Source organism: Janthinobacterium sp. BJB446, from assembly GCF_002735655.1.
In the GTDB taxonomy this organism is placed as follows: domain Bacteria; phylum Pseudomonadota; class Gammaproteobacteria; order Burkholderiales; family Burkholderiaceae_D; genus Janthinobacterium; species Janthinobacterium lividum.
This window is the reverse complement of the sequence record NZ_PDZK01000001.1, coordinates 3276267-3296626: the sequence shown is the minus strand read 5'-3', so window position 1 is coordinate 3296626 and position 20360 is coordinate 3276267. Positions and strand designations below refer to the sequence as shown.

19 protein-coding genes are annotated in these 20360 nt (G+C 65.4%); 4 read left to right on the top strand and 15 right to left on the bottom strand.

The annotated features are described in order from the left end of the window. The first annotated feature begins 242 nt into the window (after positions 1–242). Positions 243–1196: a chemotaxis protein gene (locus tag CSQ92_RS14535; protein WP_070281275.1), complete on the top strand. Its 954-nt coding sequence runs from the start codon at positions 243–245 to the stop codon at positions 1194–1196. Between the two features lie 171 nt (positions 1197–1367). On the opposite strand, the gene CSQ92_RS14530 is transcribed toward CSQ92_RS14535, so the two are convergent. After that, entirely contained in the window at positions 1368–2264 is an 897-nt protein-coding gene (locus CSQ92_RS14530) for an SMP-30/gluconolactonase/LRE family protein (protein ID WP_099394428.1), read from the bottom strand. 9 nt (positions 2265–2273) lie between these two features. After that, positions 2274–3938 (bottom strand): glucose-6-phosphate isomerase, encoded by a 1665-nt coding sequence (gene pgi / locus CSQ92_RS14525; RefSeq protein ID WP_099394722.1) that lies wholly within the window; start codon positions 3936–3938, stop codon positions 2274–2276. 334 nt (positions 3939–4272) lie between these two features. Here pgi and edd point away from each other — a divergent pair, with 334 nt between their 5' ends. From edd to CSQ92_RS14510, 3 genes are all read left to right on the top strand, one after another. Continuing rightward, positions 4273–6186 (top strand): phosphogluconate dehydratase, encoded by a 1914-nt coding sequence (edd, locus tag CSQ92_RS14520; RefSeq protein WP_070281272.1) that lies wholly within the window; start codon positions 4273–4275, stop codon positions 6184–6186. 3 nt (positions 6187–6189) lie between these two features. Next, positions 6190–6819: a bifunctional 4-hydroxy-2-oxoglutarate aldolase/2-dehydro-3-deoxy-phosphogluconate aldolase gene (gene eda, locus CSQ92_RS14515; protein WP_070260457.1), complete on the top strand. Its 630-nt coding sequence runs from the start codon at positions 6190–6192 to the stop codon at positions 6817–6819. A 61-nt stretch (positions 6820–6880) separates the two neighbouring features. Then, positions 6881–7393, top strand: coding sequence for a hypothetical protein (locus CSQ92_RS14510; RefSeq protein ID WP_099394427.1), 513 nt, complete (start codon positions 6881–6883; stop codon positions 7391–7393). Positions 7394–7413: 20 nt separating this feature from the next. Here CSQ92_RS14510 and CSQ92_RS14505 read toward each other — a convergent pair whose 3' ends face one another. From CSQ92_RS14505 to CSQ92_RS14445, 13 genes are read right to left on the bottom strand one after another with little or no spacing between them, the layout of a single operon-like run. Then, a complete protein-coding gene (locus tag CSQ92_RS14505) occupies positions 7414–8430 on the bottom strand; it encodes a LytR C-terminal domain-containing protein (RefSeq protein ID WP_099394426.1) in 1017 nt (338 codons plus the stop codon). A 13-nt stretch (positions 8431–8443) separates the two neighbouring features. Continuing rightward, entirely contained in the window at positions 8444–9391 is a 948-nt protein-coding gene (locus CSQ92_RS14500; protein WP_034787026.1) for a type II secretion system F family protein, read from the bottom strand. Between the two features lie 19 nt (positions 9392–9410). Then, the gene (locus CSQ92_RS14495) at positions 9411–10385 is read right to left on the bottom strand and encodes a type II secretion system F family protein (RefSeq protein ID WP_092606643.1); all 975 of its coding nucleotides are present in this window, start codon (positions 10383–10385) and stop codon (positions 9411–9413) included. 10 nt (positions 10386–10395) lie between these two features. Then, positions 10396–11763 (bottom strand): CpaF family protein, encoded by a 1368-nt coding sequence (locus CSQ92_RS14490; protein WP_034787023.1) that lies wholly within the window; start codon positions 11761–11763, stop codon positions 10396–10398. A gap of 43 nt (positions 11764–11806) precedes the next feature. Beyond that, positions 11807–12958 carry an AAA family ATPase gene (locus tag CSQ92_RS14485; protein ID WP_092606640.1) on the bottom strand — a complete coding sequence of 384 codons (1152 nt, stop codon included), beginning with the start codon at positions 12956–12958 and terminating at the stop codon, positions 11807–11809. Positions 12959–12980: 22 nt separating this feature from the next. After that, complete coding sequence (locus tag CSQ92_RS14480; protein ID WP_099388799.1) at positions 12981–13499, bottom strand: TadE/TadG family type IV pilus assembly protein; 519 nt, start codon at positions 13497–13499, stop codon at positions 12981–12983. 10 nt (positions 13500–13509) lie between these two features. Further along, positions 13510–13977 (bottom strand): TadE/TadG family type IV pilus assembly protein, encoded by a 468-nt coding sequence (locus CSQ92_RS14475; protein WP_099394425.1) that lies wholly within the window; start codon positions 13975–13977, stop codon positions 13510–13512. Between the two features lie 7 nt (positions 13978–13984). Beyond that, positions 13985–15535, bottom strand: coding sequence for a Tad domain-containing protein (locus tag CSQ92_RS14470; RefSeq protein ID WP_099394424.1), 1551 nt, complete (start codon positions 15533–15535; stop codon positions 13985–13987). A gap of 46 nt (positions 15536–15581) precedes the next feature. Then, positions 15582–15860: a hypothetical protein gene (locus tag CSQ92_RS14465; protein WP_034787014.1), complete on the bottom strand. Its 279-nt coding sequence runs from the start codon at positions 15858–15860 to the stop codon at positions 15582–15584. 9 nt (positions 15861–15869) lie between these two features. Then, entirely contained in the window at positions 15870–17459 is a 1590-nt protein-coding gene (locus CSQ92_RS14460; protein WP_092606634.1) for a type II and III secretion system protein family protein, read from the bottom strand. A gap of 22 nt (positions 17460–17481) precedes the next feature. Continuing rightward, positions 17482–18330: a Flp pilus assembly protein CpaB gene (gene cpaB, locus CSQ92_RS14455; RefSeq protein WP_034787009.1), complete on the bottom strand. Its 849-nt coding sequence runs from the start codon at positions 18328–18330 to the stop codon at positions 17482–17484. Then, entirely contained in the window at positions 18327–19673 is a 1347-nt protein-coding gene (locus CSQ92_RS14450; protein WP_218964047.1) for an ATP-binding protein, read from the bottom strand. The genes cpaB and CSQ92_RS14450 overlap by 4 nt, the downstream gene beginning before the upstream one ends. A 31-nt stretch (positions 19674–19704) precedes the next feature. Further along, positions 19705–20325: a methyltransferase family protein gene (locus tag CSQ92_RS14445; protein ID WP_034787006.1), complete on the bottom strand. Its 621-nt coding sequence runs from the start codon at positions 20323–20325 to the stop codon at positions 19705–19707. Positions 20326–20360 lie beyond the last annotated feature (35 nt).

Below are 20360 nucleotides of genomic sequence, written 5' to 3'. Positions count from 1 at the left end.
GAAATGCTGTCAGGATCGCTGTTGCCAGCGTAAAGTAGCTTTGAAGAAAGTAAAAAACCGTATAATTCAAGCTCGAATCGATAGCAACTATTGGTTGTAAGAAATTGTACGATATACACTGCACCGCTAGCGCCGGCCATGCCCCGAACCCGCCATCCGACGTCCATGCGACGTGCAGTCCGCACTGTCCGCAGCATCAAAGGCAGGCGACTTAACTTTACAAGACGGCTCAAGGGGACACAATGAATTCAATGCAGCAAGATGTCGATGAACGCACGAGCCTGACAGGCAATAACAAATTCGAACTGTTCCTGTTCAAGCTGGGCACCAGTGATCACTCGACCAGCCGCGAACTATTCGGCATCAATGTGTTCAAAGTCCGTGAAATCATGGAAATGCCGGCCATTACGGCAGTGGCCGGTTCGCATCCGCACATGCTGGGCGTGGTCAATATCCGTGGCCAGATCGTGCCCGTGATCGACTTGCCGATGGCGGTCGGCTGCAAGAGCAATGGCTTGAAGATCCTGATGGTGACCGAATTTGCCCGCTCGACACAGGCGTTTGCCGTGGAAGAGGTCGATGAAATCGTGCGCCTGGAATGGAACCAGGTGCTGTCGGCCGAATCGAGTGTCGGTGGCGGCCTCGTCACCAGTATCGCGCGCCTCGATGGCGACACGGACAAGACGCGCCTGGCGCAAGTGCTGGACGTGGAGCAAATCCTGCGCAACGTGCTGCCGTCGGGCGACCCCGACGTGGACGAGAACAGCATCGGCCCGCAAGTGCGCTTGCCGGCCGGCGCCGTGATCCTCGCGGCCGACGATTCCTCGCTGGCCCGTTCGCTGATCGAAAAGGGCCTTGAAGCGATGGGCGTGCCTTTCATCATGACCAAGACGGGCAAGGAAGCATGGGAACGCCTGCAGGCCATCTCGGCCCAGGCGGCCACGGAAGGCAAGACGGCGAAAGACAAGGTGGCGCTGGTGCTGACCGACCTGGAAATGCCGGAAATGGATGGCTTTACCCTGACGCGCAACATCAAGAACGATGGCCGTTTCGCCAACATCCCCGTGGTGATCCACTCGTCGCTGACGGGCTCGACCAACGAAGACCACGTCAAGGGCGTGGGCGCCGATGGTTATGTGGCGAAATTCGTGGCGGCCGAATTGGCTGAAACCATCCGCAAGGTGCTGGCGCGGTAAGCTGAAGCAACCGTAGGTCGGATTAGCGGTGTATGCCGCGTCATCCGACGCCACCATGGCCAACACTGTTGTCGGATTACGCGGGACCTTGCCCCGCTAATCCGACCTACGTGAGCGTAAAAAAAGCGCCGGACCCTCGCAGGTGCCGGCGCTTTTTCATGTCTGGAACGATTACGCCTGGTAAGCCGTCTCCGGCTGGCCCGCCACGTCCACGCGCACGGACAGCACGTGGCCGGTCAAAGGGGAGTTGGCAATTTCCTCGGCCGAGCGGTTATGGCTGGCGCTGGTGATGTACAGGGTGCGCAGGTCGGGGCCGCCAAACGTCACCATGGTGGGGCAGCGCACGGGCACGGTAATTTCGCCCAGCAGTTGGCCATCGGGGGCGAAGCGCAAGATCTTGCCGCCTTCAAACATGGCCGACCAGTAATTGCCTTCGCTGTCGACGGCCGCGCCATCGGGGCGCCCGCCGTAGTCCGCAGCTTTCTTGTCCATGGAAAAACGCTGGAACGGCTGCGGCGCGGAAATGGCTCCGCTGGCCGCATCGAAATCGAAGCGGTCGATGCGGTGCGTGGTGGTATCCGAGTGATACATGGTGCGCTTGTCGGGGGAAAAGCCCAGGCCGTTCGAGACGGTCATGCCGCCCGACCAGGCTTTGCGCACTTGTCCCTTTTCCAGCACGAACATTTCCGCCGCATCGGCGTTGCGCGGCTCGAAAATCGTGCCGACCCAGAAACGGCCTGCCGGGTCGACCTTGCCATCGTTGAAGCGCGTGGTGGCCATGTCGAACGGCGCCGGGGCGATTTCCGCCAGGCTGCCTGTCTTCGTGTCGAGGTGGGCAAAACCGCTGCGCAAGGCCACGATCAGGCCGCCGCCCGCGTTGATCGCCAGCGCCGATGGTTCCGTCGGCATGCTCCACTGGTCATGCTTGCCGCTGGCCGGGTGCAAGCGGTGCACGGCGCGGCCATCGATGTCGACCCAGTACAGGGCCGCTTCCTTGCCATGCCATAGCGGGCATTCGCCCACTTGCATGGGTTTGTCGCTGACTACTTTAATTTCGTAAATATTCATCTATCTCTTTTAGTATGCGGCTTTTGCAGCTTTAGCCAGCGCAATCAAGCCATTGGTCGAGCTGTCGTGGTGGTCGGGACGGGCTTCGCCCGTCAGTTCGGCCTGGATTTTCTTGGCCAGTACCTTGCCCAGTTCCACGCCCCACTGGTCGAAACTGTTGACGTTCCACAAGACGCCCTGCACGAAGGTCTTGTGTTCGTACAGCGCGATCAGGGCGCCCAGGGTGGTCGGGGTCAGCTGGTCCATCAAAATGGTGTTGCTGGGGCGGTTGCCGGGGAAGGTCTTGTGTGGTACCAGCGCCTCGATCTCGCTGTCCGGCAAGCCTTGCGCCTGCAGATCAAGACGCACTTCATCGCCCGTCTTGCCCGTCATGAAGGCTTCCGACTGGGCAAAGCAGTTCGCCAGCAGGGCGTCGTGGTGGCCCGGTAAATCGTGCGTGGCGCGCAGGGCGGCGATGAAATCGATGGGCGTGATGTCCGTGCCCTGGTGCAGCAGCTGGAAGTACGCATGCTGCGCATTCGTGCCGCAGTCGCCCCAGATGACGGGGCCGGTCGGCACGTCGACGGGCACGCCATCCTTGGTGACGCGCTTGCCGTTGCTTTCCATGTCCAACTGTTGCAAGTAGGCGGCAAAGCGGCTCAAGTCCTGGTGGTAGGGCGCGATGGAAACGGAGCCGCAATCGAGGAACTGGCGGTTCCAGAAGCCCACCATGGCCAGCACCACGGGCATGTTCTGTTCCAGCGGCGCCTGGCGGAAGTGCTGGTCCATCGCATGCGCGCCGGCGAGGAAATCGCTGAAGTATTCAAAGCCGATGGACAGCGCCACGGCCAGGCCGATCGACGACCAGACGGAGTAACGGCCGCCGACCCAGTCCCAGAACGGGAACATGTTGTCCGGCGAAATGCCGAAGTCGACGATGGCTTGCGTGTTGGTCGAGACGGCCACAAAATGCTTGGCCAAGTCGGTTTCTTCGCCTTCGAGCAGGAACCAGGCGCGCGCCGTGTTGGCGTTGAGCATGGTTTCGGCCGTAACGAAGGTTTTCGAGGCGACGATGAACAGGGTCGTTTCCGGATCGACTTTCGACAGGGTCGCTTCCATGTCGTGGCCGTCGACGTTGGAAACAAAGTGCATTTCCAGGCCCGGGTTGGCATACGAGCGCAGGGCCAGGCAAGCCATTTTCGGGCCCAGGTCCGAGCCGCCGATGCCGATGTTGACGATGTCGCAAATCGGCTTGCCCGTGTAGCCGAGCCAGCTGCCATTGCGCACCTTGTCCGTAAACGCCTTGACGCGTTGCAGCACATCTTGCACGTCGGTATCGATATCCTGGCCGTCGACCACCAGCTTGGTGCCGCGTGGCGCGCGCAAGGCGGTATGCAGAACGGCCCGATGTTCGGTAAGATTGATTTTCTCGCCAGTGAACATGGCTTCGCGCTGCGCTTCCACGCCGCGCTCGCGGGCCAGGTCCATCAGCAGACGCATGGCGGTGGCGTCGACACGGTTCTTCGAGTAATCGAGCAGCAGGCCGGCCGCATCGACCGTCATCGTCGAGAAACGCGCGGGGTCGGCCGCGAACAGCTGGCGCAGATGCACGTCGCGCAGGCTGGCGCCATGCGCTTGCAGGGACTGGAAACTGGCGGTGGCGGTGATGGCAGGAGTAGGTGCTGGCTGGCGCATGGCGGTCGGCTTGGGTGCTTGTCTCGGTTGAAAGGAGCGCGGCGCGTTCGTGATGGCGAACAGCGGATCCGGCATTGGTATGAGAATAATACATCAGAAAAACGTAATTTCACTACAGTTTGTGCAGGTGCCTGGCATTTTCAGCGTTTTTTCAGCGTTTTATCCGTGCTGCAATAGATAGGCAAGCAAGACAAGTGGGCGTGGCACGCTGTTGTTTTGCCTTGAAAGGTCGTGGAAAAATGGATTATTTCTGCCACTAGCCACTGCAAGAGTGCTTCTGCACGACCATTTTGTAGTAAAATTTCACGAAATACTCATTTTTAAGGAAATCCATATGGCGCTGCATCCAGTAGTCGAATCCGTAACAGCGCGCATCATCGCGCGCAGCCGGCCATCGCGCGGCGCCTACCTGGCGCATCTGGATGCTGCCCGCATCCAGGGCGTGCAGCGCGGCGCCCTGTCGTGCACCAACCTGGCGCACGGCTTTGCCGCCTTTCCCGCCAACGACAAGCTGTCGCTGAAGGAATACAAGAAGCCTTCCGTGGCCATCGTTTCCTCGTACAACGACATGCTGTCGGCGCACCAGCCGTTTGAAGGCTTCCCGCAGATCATCAAGCAAGCCGTGCGCGAAGTAGGCGCCGTGGCCCAGTTCGCCGGCGGCGTGCCCGCCATGTGCGATGGCGTGACGCAAGGCCAGCCGGGCATGGAACTGTCGCTGTTCTCGCGCGACACCATCGCCATGTCGACGGCCGTGGCGCTGTCGCACAATATGTTCGACTCGGCCCTGTACCTGGGCGTGTGCGACAAGATCGTGCCGGGCCTGTTGATCGGCGCGCTGCACTTCGGCCATTTGCCGGCCGTTTTCGTGCCGGCCGGTCCGATGACGTCGGGCCTGTCGAACCAGGAAAAAGCCAAGGTGCGCCAGCTGTATGCGCAAGGCAAGGCCACGCGCGAAGACTTGCTCGAAGGCGAATCGAAAGCCTACCACGGCGCCGGCACCTGTACCTTCTACGGTACCGCGAACAGCAACCAGATGCTGATGGAAGTGATGGGCCTGCACTTGCCGGGTGCCGCCTTCATCACGCCGAATACCCCGCTGCGCGATGCGCTCACAAGAGCGGCCGCCCAGCGCGCCGCCGTCATCACGGCGCAAAGCGCCAGCTACTTGCCGGTCGGCCATATCGTTGACGAGAAATGTATCGTCAACGCCGTCGTGGGCTTGCTGGCCACGGGCGGTTCGACCAACCACACCTTGCACCTGGTGGCCATCGCCAAGGCGGCCGGCATCGTCATCGACTGGAACGATTTCAATGAACTGTCGGCCATCGTGCCGATGCTCACGCGCATCTACCCGAATGGCGATGCCGATGTGAACCATTTCCACGCGGCCGGCGGCACGGGCTATCTGATCCGCGAATTGCTGGACGCGGGCTTGCTGCACGACGACGTCAACACCATCCTGGGCCACGGCTTGCGCGCCCACTGCATGGAGCCGTTCCTCGGCGAAGACGGCAAGGTCTTCTGGAAAGATGCACCGGCCACCAGCGCCGACGAAAACGTGCTGCGTCCCGCCTCGAACCCGTTCGCGCCGGACGGCGGCATGGTATTGGTCGCAGGTAACCTGGGCCGCGCCGTGATGAAGGTCTCGGCCGTCAAGCCGCAGCACCGCACGGTGGAAGCGCCGGCGCTGGTGTTCAATTCGCAGGAAGATTTCATGGCCGCCTACAAGGCGGGAACGCTGGACCGCGATTTCGTTGCCGTGCTGCGCTTCCAGGGCCCGCGCGCCAACGGCATGCCGGAACTGCATGCGCTGACCCCGGCGCTGGCCAACCTGCAGGATGCGGGCCGCCACGTGGCGCTGGTCACCGATGGCCGCATGTCGGGCGCGTCGGGCAAGGTGCCGGCCGCCATCCACGTCTCGCCGGAGATTCTCGCCGGCGGCCCGCTGGGCCTGGTGCGTGACGGCGACATCATCCGTCTCGACGCCTTTACCGGCGTATTGGAAGCGCTGGTGCCGGCCGACGTCTGGCACGCCCGTTCGCTGGTCACGGCCGATTTGTCGCCGAACCACGTCGGCATGGGCCGCGAGCTGTTTTCCATGTTCCGTTCCACCGTCAGCGCGGCGGAAGAGGGTGCCACCACCTTCGGCCTGCCGTCGCCGATTCCCACCACCGTCGCCTTGCACGACGCCGACAATGTCGGTGATACCGTACCGGGTTCCGATGAAGACTTTTTGGCTAGGAAATAAGAGATGACCATGACACTACTGGAAATTATGCGCACTTCGAGCGTGATCCCCGTGATTGCGATCGACGATCCTGAACACGCCGTACCGCTGGCGCGCGCGCTGGTGGCGGGCGGCATCCGCGTGCTGGAAGTGACCCTGCGCACCAAGCACGGCCTCGAAGCGATCCGCGCCATGTCGGCAGTGCCGGGCGCCATCGTCGGCGTCGGTACCTTGACCCGTCCCGAGGAATTCGCGCAGGCGCGCGATGCGGGCGCCGTGTTCGGCGTCTCGCCGGGCCTGACTTCCGCCCTGGTGGCGGCGGCGAAAAGCAGCGGCCTGCCGTTGCTGCCAGGCGTGATGACGCCAGGCGAAGTGATGGCGGCGCGTGAAAACGGCTTCCAGCAGCTGAAACTGTTCCCGGCCGTGCCGGCGGGCGGCATCGGCATGCTCAACGCGATTTACGGCCCGCTGCCGGACATCACGTTCTGCCCGACGGGCGGCATCTCGCAAGAGACGGCGTCGCAGTTCCTGGCGTGCAAGAACGTCGCCTGCGTGGGCGGTTCGTGGCTGACGCCGAAAGACGCGATCGCGGCCGGCAACTGGGACCGCATCACGGAAATCGCGAAAGCGGCCAGCGGCCTGCGTTCAGCGTAAGCGGCTCCGGCGCGGCAGGCTTCCCGCTTGCCGCGCTTTATTTCTTTCTCTCATGCGAGTTTTGCGCCGTCCCCTCACCATCGGCGAAACCGCCATGGCCCGCAGCGTCTTCCAGGGCGCCATCGACTACGCGCGCGTGCGCGTCGTGCGCGGCTCCTTTCTTCCGTTTGGCTTGCAGGACCAGAACACGGCCATGACACCGCGCGGCAGCCTGCACTTCATGCCGGCCCAGTACCGCGACGATTTTTCCCGCGAAGGCAACAGCGGCAAGCTGTTCTTCATCCACGAGATGGTGCACGTGTGGCAGTACCAGCTCGGCTACGGTGTGCTGCTGCATGGCGTGCTGCTGGCGATGCGCGGCGGCTACATCGGGCAGCGCGCCTACCGCTACGATGCGCAGGCTGGCGGCGTCCTGTCCGACTTCAACATGGAGCAGCAGGGCGACATCATCGCCCACTACTTCGGCGCGCGCCAGCTGGGCATTCCCGCCTACGTGGCGAAACTGCCGCAGCTGCAGGATATCCTGCAAGGCTTCCTGATCAACCCTGCCGACCGCCGCCTGCTGCCACGCTGACGCCGCCGCTGATGCCACTGCTACGGCGCCGTGTTCGATGCCAGGCGCATGTCCGGCGCGCGCAGGCTGGCCGCCGCATCCTTGCCCAGCAATAAACGCAGGTCGGCGCCCGCGCCGATGCCGCTGTCGCCGGCCGCCTGCAGTTGCGGCATGCCGCCCAATGCCAGGGCCAGGGCGGCCGCTGCCTCGGCGTGGCCGGGACGGTAGACGATGCTGCTGGCCTGGATGCCGTACGGCCGCTGGTTGCCCAGCCGCAGCACGCTGATGCCCATGCCGCCCAGCATGCCGCGCATGCGCGCCGCCATTCCCGTTTCGCCATTGCCGTTGATGACTTCCAGCCGTGGCAGCGGCATCGCCGGCTTGGCCAAGGCGGCTATCGCCGCTGGCGCGGCTTGCGCCGCCACGGGCGCGTCGCGCCAGCTCAGCGCAAAGATATTCGGCTGCAATTGCGTCAGCTGCAAGCGGCTGGCCGGCGCCGCTGGCATGGGCGCCGGCGCCAGGTCGGGCGCGATGGCCTCCGCGGTGGCATCGACTGTGCCGATGCTGCGCGCCAGCGCCGCGATGGCCAGGTCCAGGTTGGCGCGCGCCGGCTGCTGGCCGTTGTCGAGCTGCAGCGACTGGCGCAGCGCGTCGGCCGCCTGGGCATACTCACCCTGCAGGTACAGCACGTAGCCGAGATTGTTGTAGGTCCTGGCCGTCGGCGCTTGCAGCGCCAGCGCCTGCAGCATGCTGCGGGCCGTTTCCAGCTGGCCCAGCTGCGCGTGCAGCACGGCGGCGCCATTGCGCGCATCGGCCGAGTCGGGCTCAAGCAGCAGGGCTTCGCGGTAGGCGGCCAGCGCCGCGCGCGGGTCGCCCAGTTCCAGCATGCGCTTGCCCAGCTTGCAGAACGCGGCGGTGCGGGTGGCGGGGCTGTCATCGATGCGCGCCTGGGGTGGCGCAACATGATTGCCCTGGCTGGCCGGGCCGGGCAGGTGGCCGCAGGCGGGCAGCAGGCCGGCGCAGGCGAGCATGAGCATCAGGGTGGTGTGCTGTGACATGGCGGTTCTCCGGTCAGCTGCCGCTGCCCATGCTGGGCAGGAGCACGCGGTAGATTTGCAGGAAGGCTGGTCCCATCAAAACGACCAGCAGCGAAGGGAAGATGAAAAAGATCAGCGGGAACAGCAGCTTGAGGGCGATCTTCGCCGCTTCTTCCTCGGCCATCTGGCGGCGCTTGGTGCGCAGCTGGTCCGACTGCACGCGCAGCGAGGCGGCGATGCTGGTGCCGAAGCGTTCGGCCTGGATCAGCATGGCCACCAGCGCGTCGACATCCTCGACGCCCGTGCGCAGGGCCAGGTTGCGCAGGGCCCGCTCCTTGGTGTTGCCGGCACGCAGTTCCAGCATCACCAGGTGCAATTCCTCGGCCAGCACGCTGCTTTTCAGGGCGATCTCCGCGGCCACCCGGGCCAGCGCGGCATCCATGGCCAGGCCCGCTTCCACGCACACCGTCATCAAGTCCAGCGCATCGGGAAAGCTTTCAAAGATATCGCGCTGGCGCCGCTTGATCATTTGTGCCAGGACAATATTGGGCAGGTAGTAGCCGATGGCGGCCACGATCAGCAGCCAGAACAGCAGTGCCTTGCCCGCCATCTGGCTGCCCGACGCGCTCAGGCCCAGGAACAGCAGCAGGGGCAGGCCGATGGCCAGCATGGTCTTGGCGGAAAAGAACAGGATGGGCGCCGATGCCTGGCGCAGGCCGGCATTCATGAAGCGTCGGCGCATCACGGAACCTTCCCAGCCCTGGTCGGGCAGCGACAGTTTGGCCAGCGGACCGCTCAGGCGCACCATGCGCGCCAGCCATGGGCTGGGCGCCGATGCTCCAGGCGCCGCCGCGCTCTTGCCGGTGGCGTTGTCCATGCGTTGGCGCAAGGGATCGGGGGCAAAGCTGCGCATGGCCACCAGCACGGTGCCGAAGACGGCAATGAAGAGCAGGGCGAGAAAGGCAAAATGGACGGGGTTCATGAGGGTTCTCCTTGCGGGCTCAGACACGGATGCGGATGATATTGCGCATGACAAGGACGCCGCACACCATCAGCAGCAGGGCGCCGACGAGCATCTTGCGTCCGCCCGGGTCGACAAACAGCATTTCCAGGAATTGCGGATTGGTCAGGTGGATCATGGCCGCCGCGCCGAAGGGCAGCAGCGACAGGATCCAGGCCGACAGCCTGCCTTCGGCCGACAGCACGCGCACCTGCCCCAGCAGCTTGATGCGCTCGCGGATGATGCGGCTGATGCTGTCGAGCAGCTCGGCCAGGTTGCCGCCCGTTTCGCGCTGGATCAGCACGGCGATGACGAAGTAGCGCAGGTCCGTGCTGGGCACGCGCGTGGCCAGGTTCATCAGGGCGTCCTGCATGGCGATGCCGAAATTGACTTCGTCGAAGGTGGCGCGAAATTCCACGGCCAGCGGCGCGTTCATCTCATCGCCGACCATTTTCAGGGCGGTGGGGAAGGCGTGGCCGGCGCGCAGGGCGCGCGCCATCAGGTCGAGCGCATCGGGCAATTGCTGTTCGATGCGCTGCAGGCGCTTGGCCTTGGCGCGCAAGACCACCAGCAGCGGCAGCAGGGCCGCGCCAGCCACCAGCGGCAGGCGCAGCATCCACGGCACGCCGAAGTAGCTGAGCAGCAAAAACGCGGCGCCGGCCGTGGCCAGCATCACGCCGGCGAAGCTGGCCACGCTCCAGGTCAGCCCCGATTGCTCCAGCAGGCGGTCTAGCGCATGCACGCGGGGCACGCTGAGCAGCAGGCGCTGCAGGGCCGGGGTGTCGCTCAGCAGGCGCTTCTTGATCATCGAGCTGCCCGTGTCGCCATGCGCGCCGGCCGACATGATGCGCAGGCGGCGCGCCACCCTTTCCGCTTCCGGGCCGCGCGAGGTGTTCCACGCCAGGTACACCCCCTCGATCAGCAGCACCACGGCGATGAAGGTGAGGATGGCGAATACGTAATAGAGATAGTCCATGATGCTCCCCTTAATGGTACTGGCGGGCGGGATCGAACAGGGTTTCCGGCAGGCTGATGCCGAAGGCGCGCAGGCGTTCCAGGAAGTGCGGCCGCACGCCGCTGGCATGGAAATGTCCCTGCACCGTGCCGTCCTCGCCGATGCCCGTCTGGCGGAAGGTGAAGATTTCCTGCATGGTGATCATCTCGCCCTCCATGCCCGTGATTTCCTGGATCGAAATGATCTTGCGCTTGCCATCCGTCAGGCGCGCCACCTGCACCACCACGCTGACGGCGGAACTGATCTGCTGGCGCATGGCCTTCACGGGCAGGCCCGCCGAGGCCATGCTGATCATGTTTTCCAGCCGCGTCAGCGCGTCGCGCGGGGTGTTCGCATGGATGGTGGCCATCGAACCTTCGTGGCCCGTGTTCATGGCGCCCAGCATGTCGAGCGCCTCGGCGCCGCGCACCTCGCCCAGGATGATGCGGTCGGGGCGCATGCGCAGCGCGTTGCGCACCAGCGCCCGCTGCGTCACTTCGCCCTTGCCCTCGATGTTCGCGGGCCGCGTTTCCAGGCGCACCACGTGCGGCTGCTGCATCTGCAGTTCGGCCGCGTCCTCGATGGTGACGATGCGTTCGGCCGTGCTGATGAAGCCGGAAATCGCATTGAGCATGGTGGTCTTGCCGCTGCCCGTGCCGCCCGAGATCAGGATGTTGACCTTGGCCTTGCCCAGCGCCTGCAGGGTGGTGCTCATTTCCTCCGTCAGGCTGTGCTTGAGCATCAGGTCGGCCAGGCGCAGCGGCTGGGCCGAGAAGCGACGGATCGACATCACGGGTCCGTCGATGGCCAGCGGCGGGATGATGGCGTTGACGCGCGAACCGTCGGGCAGGCGCGCATCGACCATGGGGCTCGATTCATCGATGCGCCGGCCCACGCGCGAGACGATCTTGTCGATGATCTTCATCAGGTGGGCGTCGTCGGTAAAGCAGATGTCGCTCAGCTCCAGGCGACCGTGGCGCTCGACATACACCTGGCGGTAGGTGTTGACGAGGATGTCGGACACGCCGGGATCGGCGAGCAGCGGTTCGAGCGGGCCGAAGCCCAGCACCTCGTCCTGGATGTCACGGATCAGCGAGCGCCGTTCCAGCTCGTTGATCACCACATTGTCTTCCGTGAGCACGTCGCTGACGAGGATTTTCAGCTCTTCGCGGATCTGCTCGCGCGACAGGCGCTGCATGCCTTCCAGGTCGACGCGGTCGAGCAGCGCCTGGTGGGTACGGTGCTTGAGTTGCTGGTAGCTCTGGCTCGATGCGCCCTGGTGCGCGGCATCGTCATTCAGGCTGGCGTCATCCTGGGCATAGCCCAGGCGGTCCCGCAGGGTGAGTTTTTCGGCAGTCATGGTCGGTCTCCGGTGAATGGGGTATCAGGCGCGCTGTAGGGGATCAAGCGCGCGCCAGCAGCCGCGAAACCCAGCCTTGCGCGGCGGGCGGGGTTTCGCCGGCCAGGCTGGCGGCCAGTTCCTGCAGGGCGCGCGAGACGGAATTGTGCGACGCCAGCTTGAGGATGGGCACGCCCTGGCTGACGGAGGCCGCCACCGCCTCGTAGTGGTTGGGGATGGATTTGTAGACGTGCTTGCCATACGCCGCTTCCAGGTCGGCCACGCGGATGCTGTCGCTGCTGGCATAGCGGTTCAGGATCAGGCGGATCTTGTCTTCGCGGTAGCCGAGGCCGCGGAATACGTCGAGCAGGCGCTTGCCGTCGCGCACATACGGCAAGGTGGCCTGCAGCACGGGGAAGATCAGGTCGGCCCGGTCCAGCGCGCGCACGCTGACGGGGTCGAGGCCGCGTCCCACGTCGAGCAGGATGTAGTCGTACTGGCTGCGCGCCAGGGTCAGCAAGCGGTCGATATGGTCCGCCTCGACGTCGGCCGCATGGGCGGGATCGTCGGCGGCGGCCAGCACGCTGTAGGCGGGCGTGATCTGGATCATGCTGGCGGTCAGCAGCGAGGCGTCGAGGCGCACGATCTGCTGCGACAGCTGCGATAGCGTGGTGGCCGGCTTGTGGTCCGAGACGAACAGGGCGGCGTCGCCGAACTGCAGGTTCAGGTCGAACAGCGCCACCTTGCGCTGTTCGCCGGCGGCCAGCGCGTAGCCGAGGTTGGCGGCGATGAAGGTGGCGCCGCTGCCGCCCTTGCACGAGACGAAGGCCAGCACCTGGCCCTTGCGCGTGACCTGCTTTTGCAGCTTGTCCTCGATGCGGCGCAGCGCGGCGCACAGGGACGCGTCGTCGTCCGGCAGCAGCACTTCGCGCACGCCGGCGCGCATCGCGCGCAGCAGGAATTGCGGACTTTGCTGCGGACATTGCACGATGATGGCCAGGTTCGGATGGCGCCCGCCCAGCAGTTCGAGCCGTTCCAGTTCCGTCTCGCCCGCCTGCTCCTGCTCCAGCAGCAGCAAGTCCGGCGTGGCGCCGTTGTCGAATACATCCGGTATGCTCGCCAGCAGCGCGACGCGGTCGGCCGCGCTGCGTTCGCGCAGCAAGCGGGTGAGCCGCTTGAGCTGGGCTTCATTCTTCGAGACGATGACGATATTCACTTGATACTCCCGGTAATGGCGTTCAGTTGATCTGGAAGCCCAGGCTTTCGGCGTGCATGACCACGACCGAGGCTGGCACGGCGATATTGAGAAAACCGAACAGGCTGACCATCGGCGTATAGCTGACGTTGTCGATCGACACGCGCACGCTGTCGATGCAGCTGGCCGTGCGCGTGATGTCGCCGCAGGCCGACAGGTTGTCGCCCGGATCGAGCGGCGGCAAGGTCACTTCGGCGCCGCTCTTGTTCAGGTAGCGGATGGTGATGTTGGCGGCCGTCAGTTCCGGCGCGGCAGGCAGGGCTGTGCCGCCGAACAGGGCCAGCGTCTTGACGGTGTCCGTCTGGTCGATCCAGCGCACTACCGCCTCGCGCGCGGCGCGGCGGCTCACTTCCTGCACCGTGTTGTACAGGTACAGCATGCGGCCAAATTCGAGGATGCCGAACAGCAGGGTGAAAAACAGCAGTGCCACCAGGGCGAATTCGACGGCGGCGGCGCCGCGCTGGCGGCCGGCTGGAGGAGACGATGAAAGGCGGTGGCGCATGGCGTTCTCCTTACAGCATGTAGCGCATGGTGGTGCGCGGCGAGAGCGGCGTGGCATAGCTGCTGGCCGCGCCGATCACGAAGGGCAGGTACTGGCCCACCGACAGCGTGTAGTTGACGACTTCGACGCGGATGCCGCCCGGCGCCGTGCCATCGGTGCAGCTGCTGTCGTTGAACGTCGCATCCAGGCAGGTGACCGTCACGTTGGCCGTGGTGAAGCCGCTGATGCCGGCGCTGGTGGCCGCATCGACGACCGTCTGCTTGGCGGCAGGCACGCCCTGCGAGGCGATGCCGGCCTTGGCCTTGACGGACATGTTGCGCGCCGCATCGCGCGTGGCCTTGGTCAGCGCGTCGTAGTACCAGAAGGCGCGGCCGAAGCCGAAGATGCCCGCCAGCAGGGTGATCAGCAGAGCCAGCACGATGCCGAATTCGACGGCGGCGCCGCCGCGCTGCCTGAGGGGGGAAAGGTGGATGCGCATGGCCGCCTCACTTGTAGAGTTTGATTTCGGAATTCGGCACGGGCTCGATCAGGCCCGCGAACTCGACGTCGAGGCGCTTGGTGCCGCCGCTGAAATCGGCCTTCATCGTCATGAAGAATTTGCCGATGCCCACCGCATTCATGACGCCGCACGAAGCCGGCCCCACGGGCGCCGTGCGGCAGTCGACCAGCACCACGTTGAGGATGCGCCGGTTGCGCTGGCCCGGATGGGCGGCCGAGGGCGCCTGGAACGTGGGGCCGCTGGTCTGGTTGTACGGCGAAGGCGGCGTACTGGCAGGAAAGCCTGCGCCTGGGCTGACGGGGTAGCTGGCCGTGTCGAAGTAATTCGCCTTGGCCGTGCTGTACATGGGGTTGGCGTTGGCGTCCGCGACGCTGTACGCCGTGCCGGCCTTGGCCGGAGTGGCGCCATTGCTTTGGTAGGCCGGGCCGTAGGACCACAGCACGCCGTAGCCGGCGAACTGGGCGAACGTGGCCGAGGGCGCGGGGACGGCGCCGGCCGACGGCAGCTGGTAATTCGGCTTGTTGCCGGACAGGCTGACGGGCTGCTGGCTTGGCAGGGTGCTGGCGCCCGGCTGCATCCAGCCGGTGGGCGGCGAGTTGGCGGCGGTGGCGGCGCAGGGCGACGCGCCGCCCACGCAGGGAAATTCCTTGATGTTGGTGTCGGGCGGCGCCGTCGCGGGGTCGCACACGGAGGGGCCGCCGTAATCGTCGAAGCGCGAATTGAGCGAGGCGGCCAGCGAGGCCGACATGCCCGTGTTCGTGTAGACCTGGCCCGTGCCGCTGGTGATGACGGCGCTGCTGCCCGTGCACATGAACGGCGCGGTGGAGGCGGCGCTCGAATGCGAGGCGCTGCAGCTGCCGGGCGGGGCGTCGACGGGATTGATCAGGTAGGGATCGGACGGGCCGCCCAGCGGATTGAGGCCGAACAGGTTGTAGGTGACGCCGCGGCGGAAACCGAATTCCAGCAGTTCCGTCAGGCCCGTGCCGGCCGGCGCGGCCGGATACGTGTATTGCGCCGTCTTGTTGGCCGGATCGACGGCGCACACGCCGATCGGCGTGACGTCGTTGACGAAGCGGCCCGCCACTGCCACGCCCGAGGTACTGGTGCTGGCGATGCCGGCGATGCCCATCAGGTAGGTGGCGAAGGTCTTGCTGCCCGTGTCGACGCGGATGAAGGTCTGGCCCTGGGGGCTGGTGCGGGCGCTGGCGCCGGAAGACCACGGCCCATCGGGGCTGGGGCCGAAACTGATGTTGGCGGCCGTCAGGGTCAGCGTGGTGGAAAAGTCGTAGCGGTTCTTTTGCGCGATGGCGATGGCCTTGGCCTGCGCGTTGTCGATGCCGGTGGCGCTTTGGTTGAGTTCCACGGCGCCGGCCAGGGCGGCGCTGTCGGCGCCGTTCTGCAGCTCCGTCTTGGCGATGTACAGGTGGCCCAGGTCCAGCACCAGGCCGCCCATGGCAAACAGCACCACCAGGGTCAGCCCCAGCACGATGGCGATCGCGCCCTGCTGCTTGTCGTGCCTGCGAAATGCGGTGTTCATGGCTGTCTCCTGGTGGCCTGGGAAAAGTGCATCGCGGGACTGGCGCCTACTGGCGTCCGCCCACGCCGATGGTGAAGACATTCGGTTGCGGTTCCGGCGCCGCAAACGATTTCTGGTAGCGCTGGTAGGCGCTGACGCCGGCCTTGCCGTCGATGCCGCTGACCGGGTTGGCATTGCGGTAGGCGTCCGGATACATGATCTGCTGCGCCTTGAGCAGGGCCACCGATTCGCCAAAGTGCGAATCGAGCACGGGCGTGGTGGTGGCGGCGCAGCCGGCCAGCAGGCAGAACAGGGCGGCGCAAGGCAGGCGATGTGCGGTTTTCATGGTGTTCTCCTATTTGAGGTCGAAGCCGGCGGCAGGCTGGGGTGCAGCCGCTTGCGGCTGCATGGGGGCCGGTGCCTGTGCCGCTGCGGGGGCGGGCGCCGGTGCGCTGCCTTCCATTTTTCCCTGCATGAACATGTCGCCGCGCGTCGGCTGGATGTAGCCGTCGGTGGGCAGCTTGTAGTCGGGCGGCAGCGGCTTGACCAGGTGCGGCGTGATGATGAAGACCAGTTCCGAACGGTCCGTCTGGAAGTCCGTGCTGCGGAACAGGGCGCCCAGCACGGGCACTTCGCCCAGGCCTGGCAGGGCCTTGATATTGCTGGTCACGTTGTTCTTGATCAGGCCGCCGATGGCGAAGCTCTGGCCGTCGAACAGCTGCACCGTGGTGGTGGCGCGCCGCGTGGTAAACGATGGCAGGATGGCCGTGGCCGAGATGCCGGTGGCGGTGATGCCGATGCCGTCCTTGTTCAGGTCCGACACTTCCGGCGCCACCCTCAGGTTGATGCGTCCCCCTTCGAGCACGGTGGGCGTGAATTTCACGGCCACGCCGAATTCCTTCTCTTCCAGGGTGATGGTCGGCACGCCGTTATTGTTGGTCTGGCTGACGGGGATGAAGATTTTGCCGCCGGCCAGGAAGCTGGCCTCCTGGCCGCTGATGGCCATGATGTTCGGTTCGGCCAGCACCTTGATCAGGCCATCGCGTTTTTGCGCGTCGAGGTTGAAGAAGTTGTTCTTGCTGGCGCCGCTCAAGCCGCTGGGATTGTTGCTGAGCAGGCTGGACAGCAGCGAGTACGACCAGCTGCCGATGGTCTTGTTGATGCCCAGGCTGGCGCCCAGCTGGTCGACCAGCACTTTCGACACTTCGGCCACCTTCACTTCCAGCATCACCTGCTGCGGCGCGGCGATCGACAGCAGGTTGATCACGCGCGGCATGCCCGCATCGGGCGCAGCGGCGGGAGCGGGCGCGGCGGCGCCTGCGGCTGGCGCGGCGCCGGAGGCTGCGTTGCCGCTGCGGGCGCTGCGCTGCACATAGGCGTTGGCCAGCGACAGGGCCTGGTCGGCCTTGACGACATCGCTGACCATGCCCGACAGGATCAGGGTGTCGCCCGCCACCGTGACGTTGATCTTTTCGTTCGGCAGCAGCTCGGCCATGCGTGCCTGCAGGCTGCTGCTGTCGATGCCGACGGCCAGGTCGATGATGGTGGCGTCATTGCTCTTGTTCCACAGGATCAGGTTGGTGGTGCCGACGGAGCGGCCCAGCAGGTACACCTCATTGGGATTGAGCAGGATGACGTCGGCGATGCGCGGGTCGCCGACGGACATGCGGCTGGCGGCGAACGGCAGGCGCATCAGGGTCGACTTGCCTTCGGCCAGACTCATTTGCGGCGCCATCTCGGTGCGACCGGCGCGCGATTCGCTTTGCGGCGGCGTGGCCTTGGGGCGGGCGGCGGCCCGGCTGGTCCGGGCGGCGCCGGTGTCGGCGGCAACGGCGGTGGCGGCAACGGGTTCGCTGCGTGCCTGGGGCGCCAGGGCGCCGATCATGGCGAGGGCAAGCGCCAGGCTGAGTACCCGGCTTCCGCTTGCTGTGCAATATGTGCTCATGGCGTGACTCCTCTGGTGCAGGTTAGAATTGTTGGGAGCTGCGTTCCAGCCCCTTGATGACATCGACGCGTGGACCGGCCTGTGGCGCGGCTGTGGTTGCAGGACGGCGGCGCGGGAGCGGCTTGGCTTGCACCATGGCGGCGGGGGCTGCCATGGCGACCTTTTCATCGAGCAAACTGGACTTGGTGGCGCCCTCCGTGTTGACGGGCTTGTCCTCGACCTGGTTGCGCAGCACCAGCGACAGGGTGCCCACGCTGCGTGCCAGGTCGAGTTTTTCCGCCTGCTCCGGCGTCAGCTCCAGGGTCACGGCGTTGACCACCTTGGGCTTGGTGTCGTCGCGGCTCGATTCCTGGGCAATGGCCAGCACGAGGATGCGTTCGAGCACGATCTTGGAAATGTTCGGGTCGCGGTCCGGCGTCTTGCGGGCACCTTCTCCCTGGGTATTGACGAGGATGTCGACGAAATTGCCGGGCAGGGCGAAGCCGGCCACGCCCACCACATCGTTGACGCGCACGGTCATGGCGCGCTTGCCCTCGGCGACGACGGCCGACAGGCCGCCTTGCGTGCCGGGAGGCGCCAGCTTGCCTTCCATGATCGGTTCGCCGTGCTGGATGCTGGTGCGCGTGACGCGCGTTTCTAGCAGTTTCGGATCGTTGACGGCGCCCGGCGGCAGCGCATTCGATGGCCAGTCCACCATGCGCACCATGTCGGGCGTGAGGCGCGCCCCCAGGCTGATGTCGACCTGGGCCACGGCCACCTTGTTGATGTTGCCCGAGGCTTGGGCATTGATCCAGCGCGCGGCCACGATGACCGCGGCGAACGCCAGGATGACCGCAATGGCCATCATCGTCAGAGCGCGTGCGTTTCTCATTTTGCTTCCCCTTTGTGCTGGACCGCTTCCGGTCCGGTGTGTGTGCTTGCAAGGTCGTCATCGCTGCCGAAATAGTTTTGCCATGCCCAGAACAGGACTTCCGGAGACAGTTGCGCCGGGTGGTCTTCATAACGTGCCTGGTCGCAGATCTGCGCGAGGATGTCGCGCGGATAGCAGGCCAGCAAGGGCCGCTTGTAGAGGCTATGCAGGTGCAGCAGGTAGGTGTAGGAGGCTTCGTCGAAATTGATGCCCAGCTGGGCGCAGGTGCTGCGGAACACGGCCAGGTAGTGGTAGGCGCTCAGGGGGCCGACATGGATCTTGTAGCCGATGCGGCGCAGGAAGGAGTCGTCGGCCAGGTGCTGCGGCGCCAGGTTCGACGAGAACACGACGATGACGTCGAAGGGCACGGGGAACTTGTAGCCCGTGTGCAGCGACATGTAATCGATGTGGCGCGCCATCGGCACGATCCAGCGGTTCATCAGTTCCACGGGCGAGCAGCGCTGGCGGCCCAGGTCGTCGATGACGAAGATGCCGTTGTTGGCCTTCAGGTGCGGCGGCGCCTGGTACAAGCGGTTGCCATGGTCGAATTGCAGGTCCAGCATGTCGAGCGTCAGCTCGCCGCCCGTCAGCACGGCGGGGCGTTCGGCACGCACCCAGCGCGGGTCGGATGGCACGAGGCCGCCGCGCGACAGGGTGTGCAGCATGGGGTCGAGGAAGGGCAGCACTTCGCCATCGACCATCACGGCATGGGGCAGGGCGATGGCGCCGCTGAGCAGGCCGTTCAGCCGCTCGGCCAGGTAGCTCTTGCCGCTGCCGGCGGGGCCGTGGAAGAACAGGGCGCGTCCGGAATTCATGGCCGCGCCCAGCTGGTCGAGCACGGCCGAACTGGCCACCACGTCGCGGAACTCGCGCTGCACGTCATCGCGGGTGACCTGCATGTCCGCCACGCTTTGCGCCAGTACCTGGTTGCTGTAGTCGGCCAGGGTGACCGGGGCGGGGCCGCTGTAGGCGTTGCGGCGCATGTACTCGGCGGCGCGCAGACGGCCCTGGTCGCCCAGCAGGTAACACAGGTCGGCGTCGGTGCCGCTGCCGCCGTTGCGGCGCGCTTCGCACAGCTTTTCGGCGCGCATGAAGGTGAGCAGCGGTTCGAGCACGCCGGCGCCCAGTTTTACGTGTGTCGACAGGGCGGGCAGGCCGATCTGGCCGCGCAGGAAGAGTATCTTGACCAGCAGTTCGACCAGGAACAGGAAGGGTAATCCCGTTTCCTCGACCGTGCGTGGCGCGCGCTTGGCCGCCGGTTCGACGCCGCCGCCGTCGCTGCGTTCTGGATAGGTGTCAGGCATGATGGGTACTCCTCGTTCGGGTGGCCGGATATCAAAAGATGAAAGGCAGCAGGCGGTACTTCACCTGGCGCATGTAGACGCGATAGCGCACGTCGGTGGACAGGAAACGCTCCTCGCGCAGCAGGCGCATCACCATCATGCTCATCGTCGCGACATAGATGACGGTATTGGCGGGCGAGGTGTTGGCCAGCAGGTAGCCGCTCAGGGAAATCAGGTAGCTGGCATACAGCGGATGGCGTATCACGCGGTAGACGCCGCCCGTCTTGATTTCGCGCTGCGCCGCCACCAGGCCGAAGCTGCGGTTCAGCGACAGCAGGCCGGCGATCTGCAGCAGGCTGCCGACGGCCAGCAGGTAGCGCGCGCCGGGCCAGATGGCCATGTCGGCGGGAGACAAAAGGAAGGGCGCGAAGGTGGCGCCGATGGCCAGCAGCCAGTCGCCCGCATCGGTGGAAACGCTGACGGGGGCCGTGCGCACGATGAAGAACAGGGCGGCCAGGGTTTCGGCGGCGCAGAACAGCAGATAGCTCCAGTCGCCGCTGTGCAGGAATCCCATCACGTGGGCACTGGCGAAGAACGTCCACAGGCAAGCCATGGCGATGCTGGTGAACAGGCTGGCGTGGCGCGAGTGGCAGAGGGTGGTGAGGGTGTGCATGGTCAGGTCCTAGGGGGCTGGTCGTCGGAGCGGCG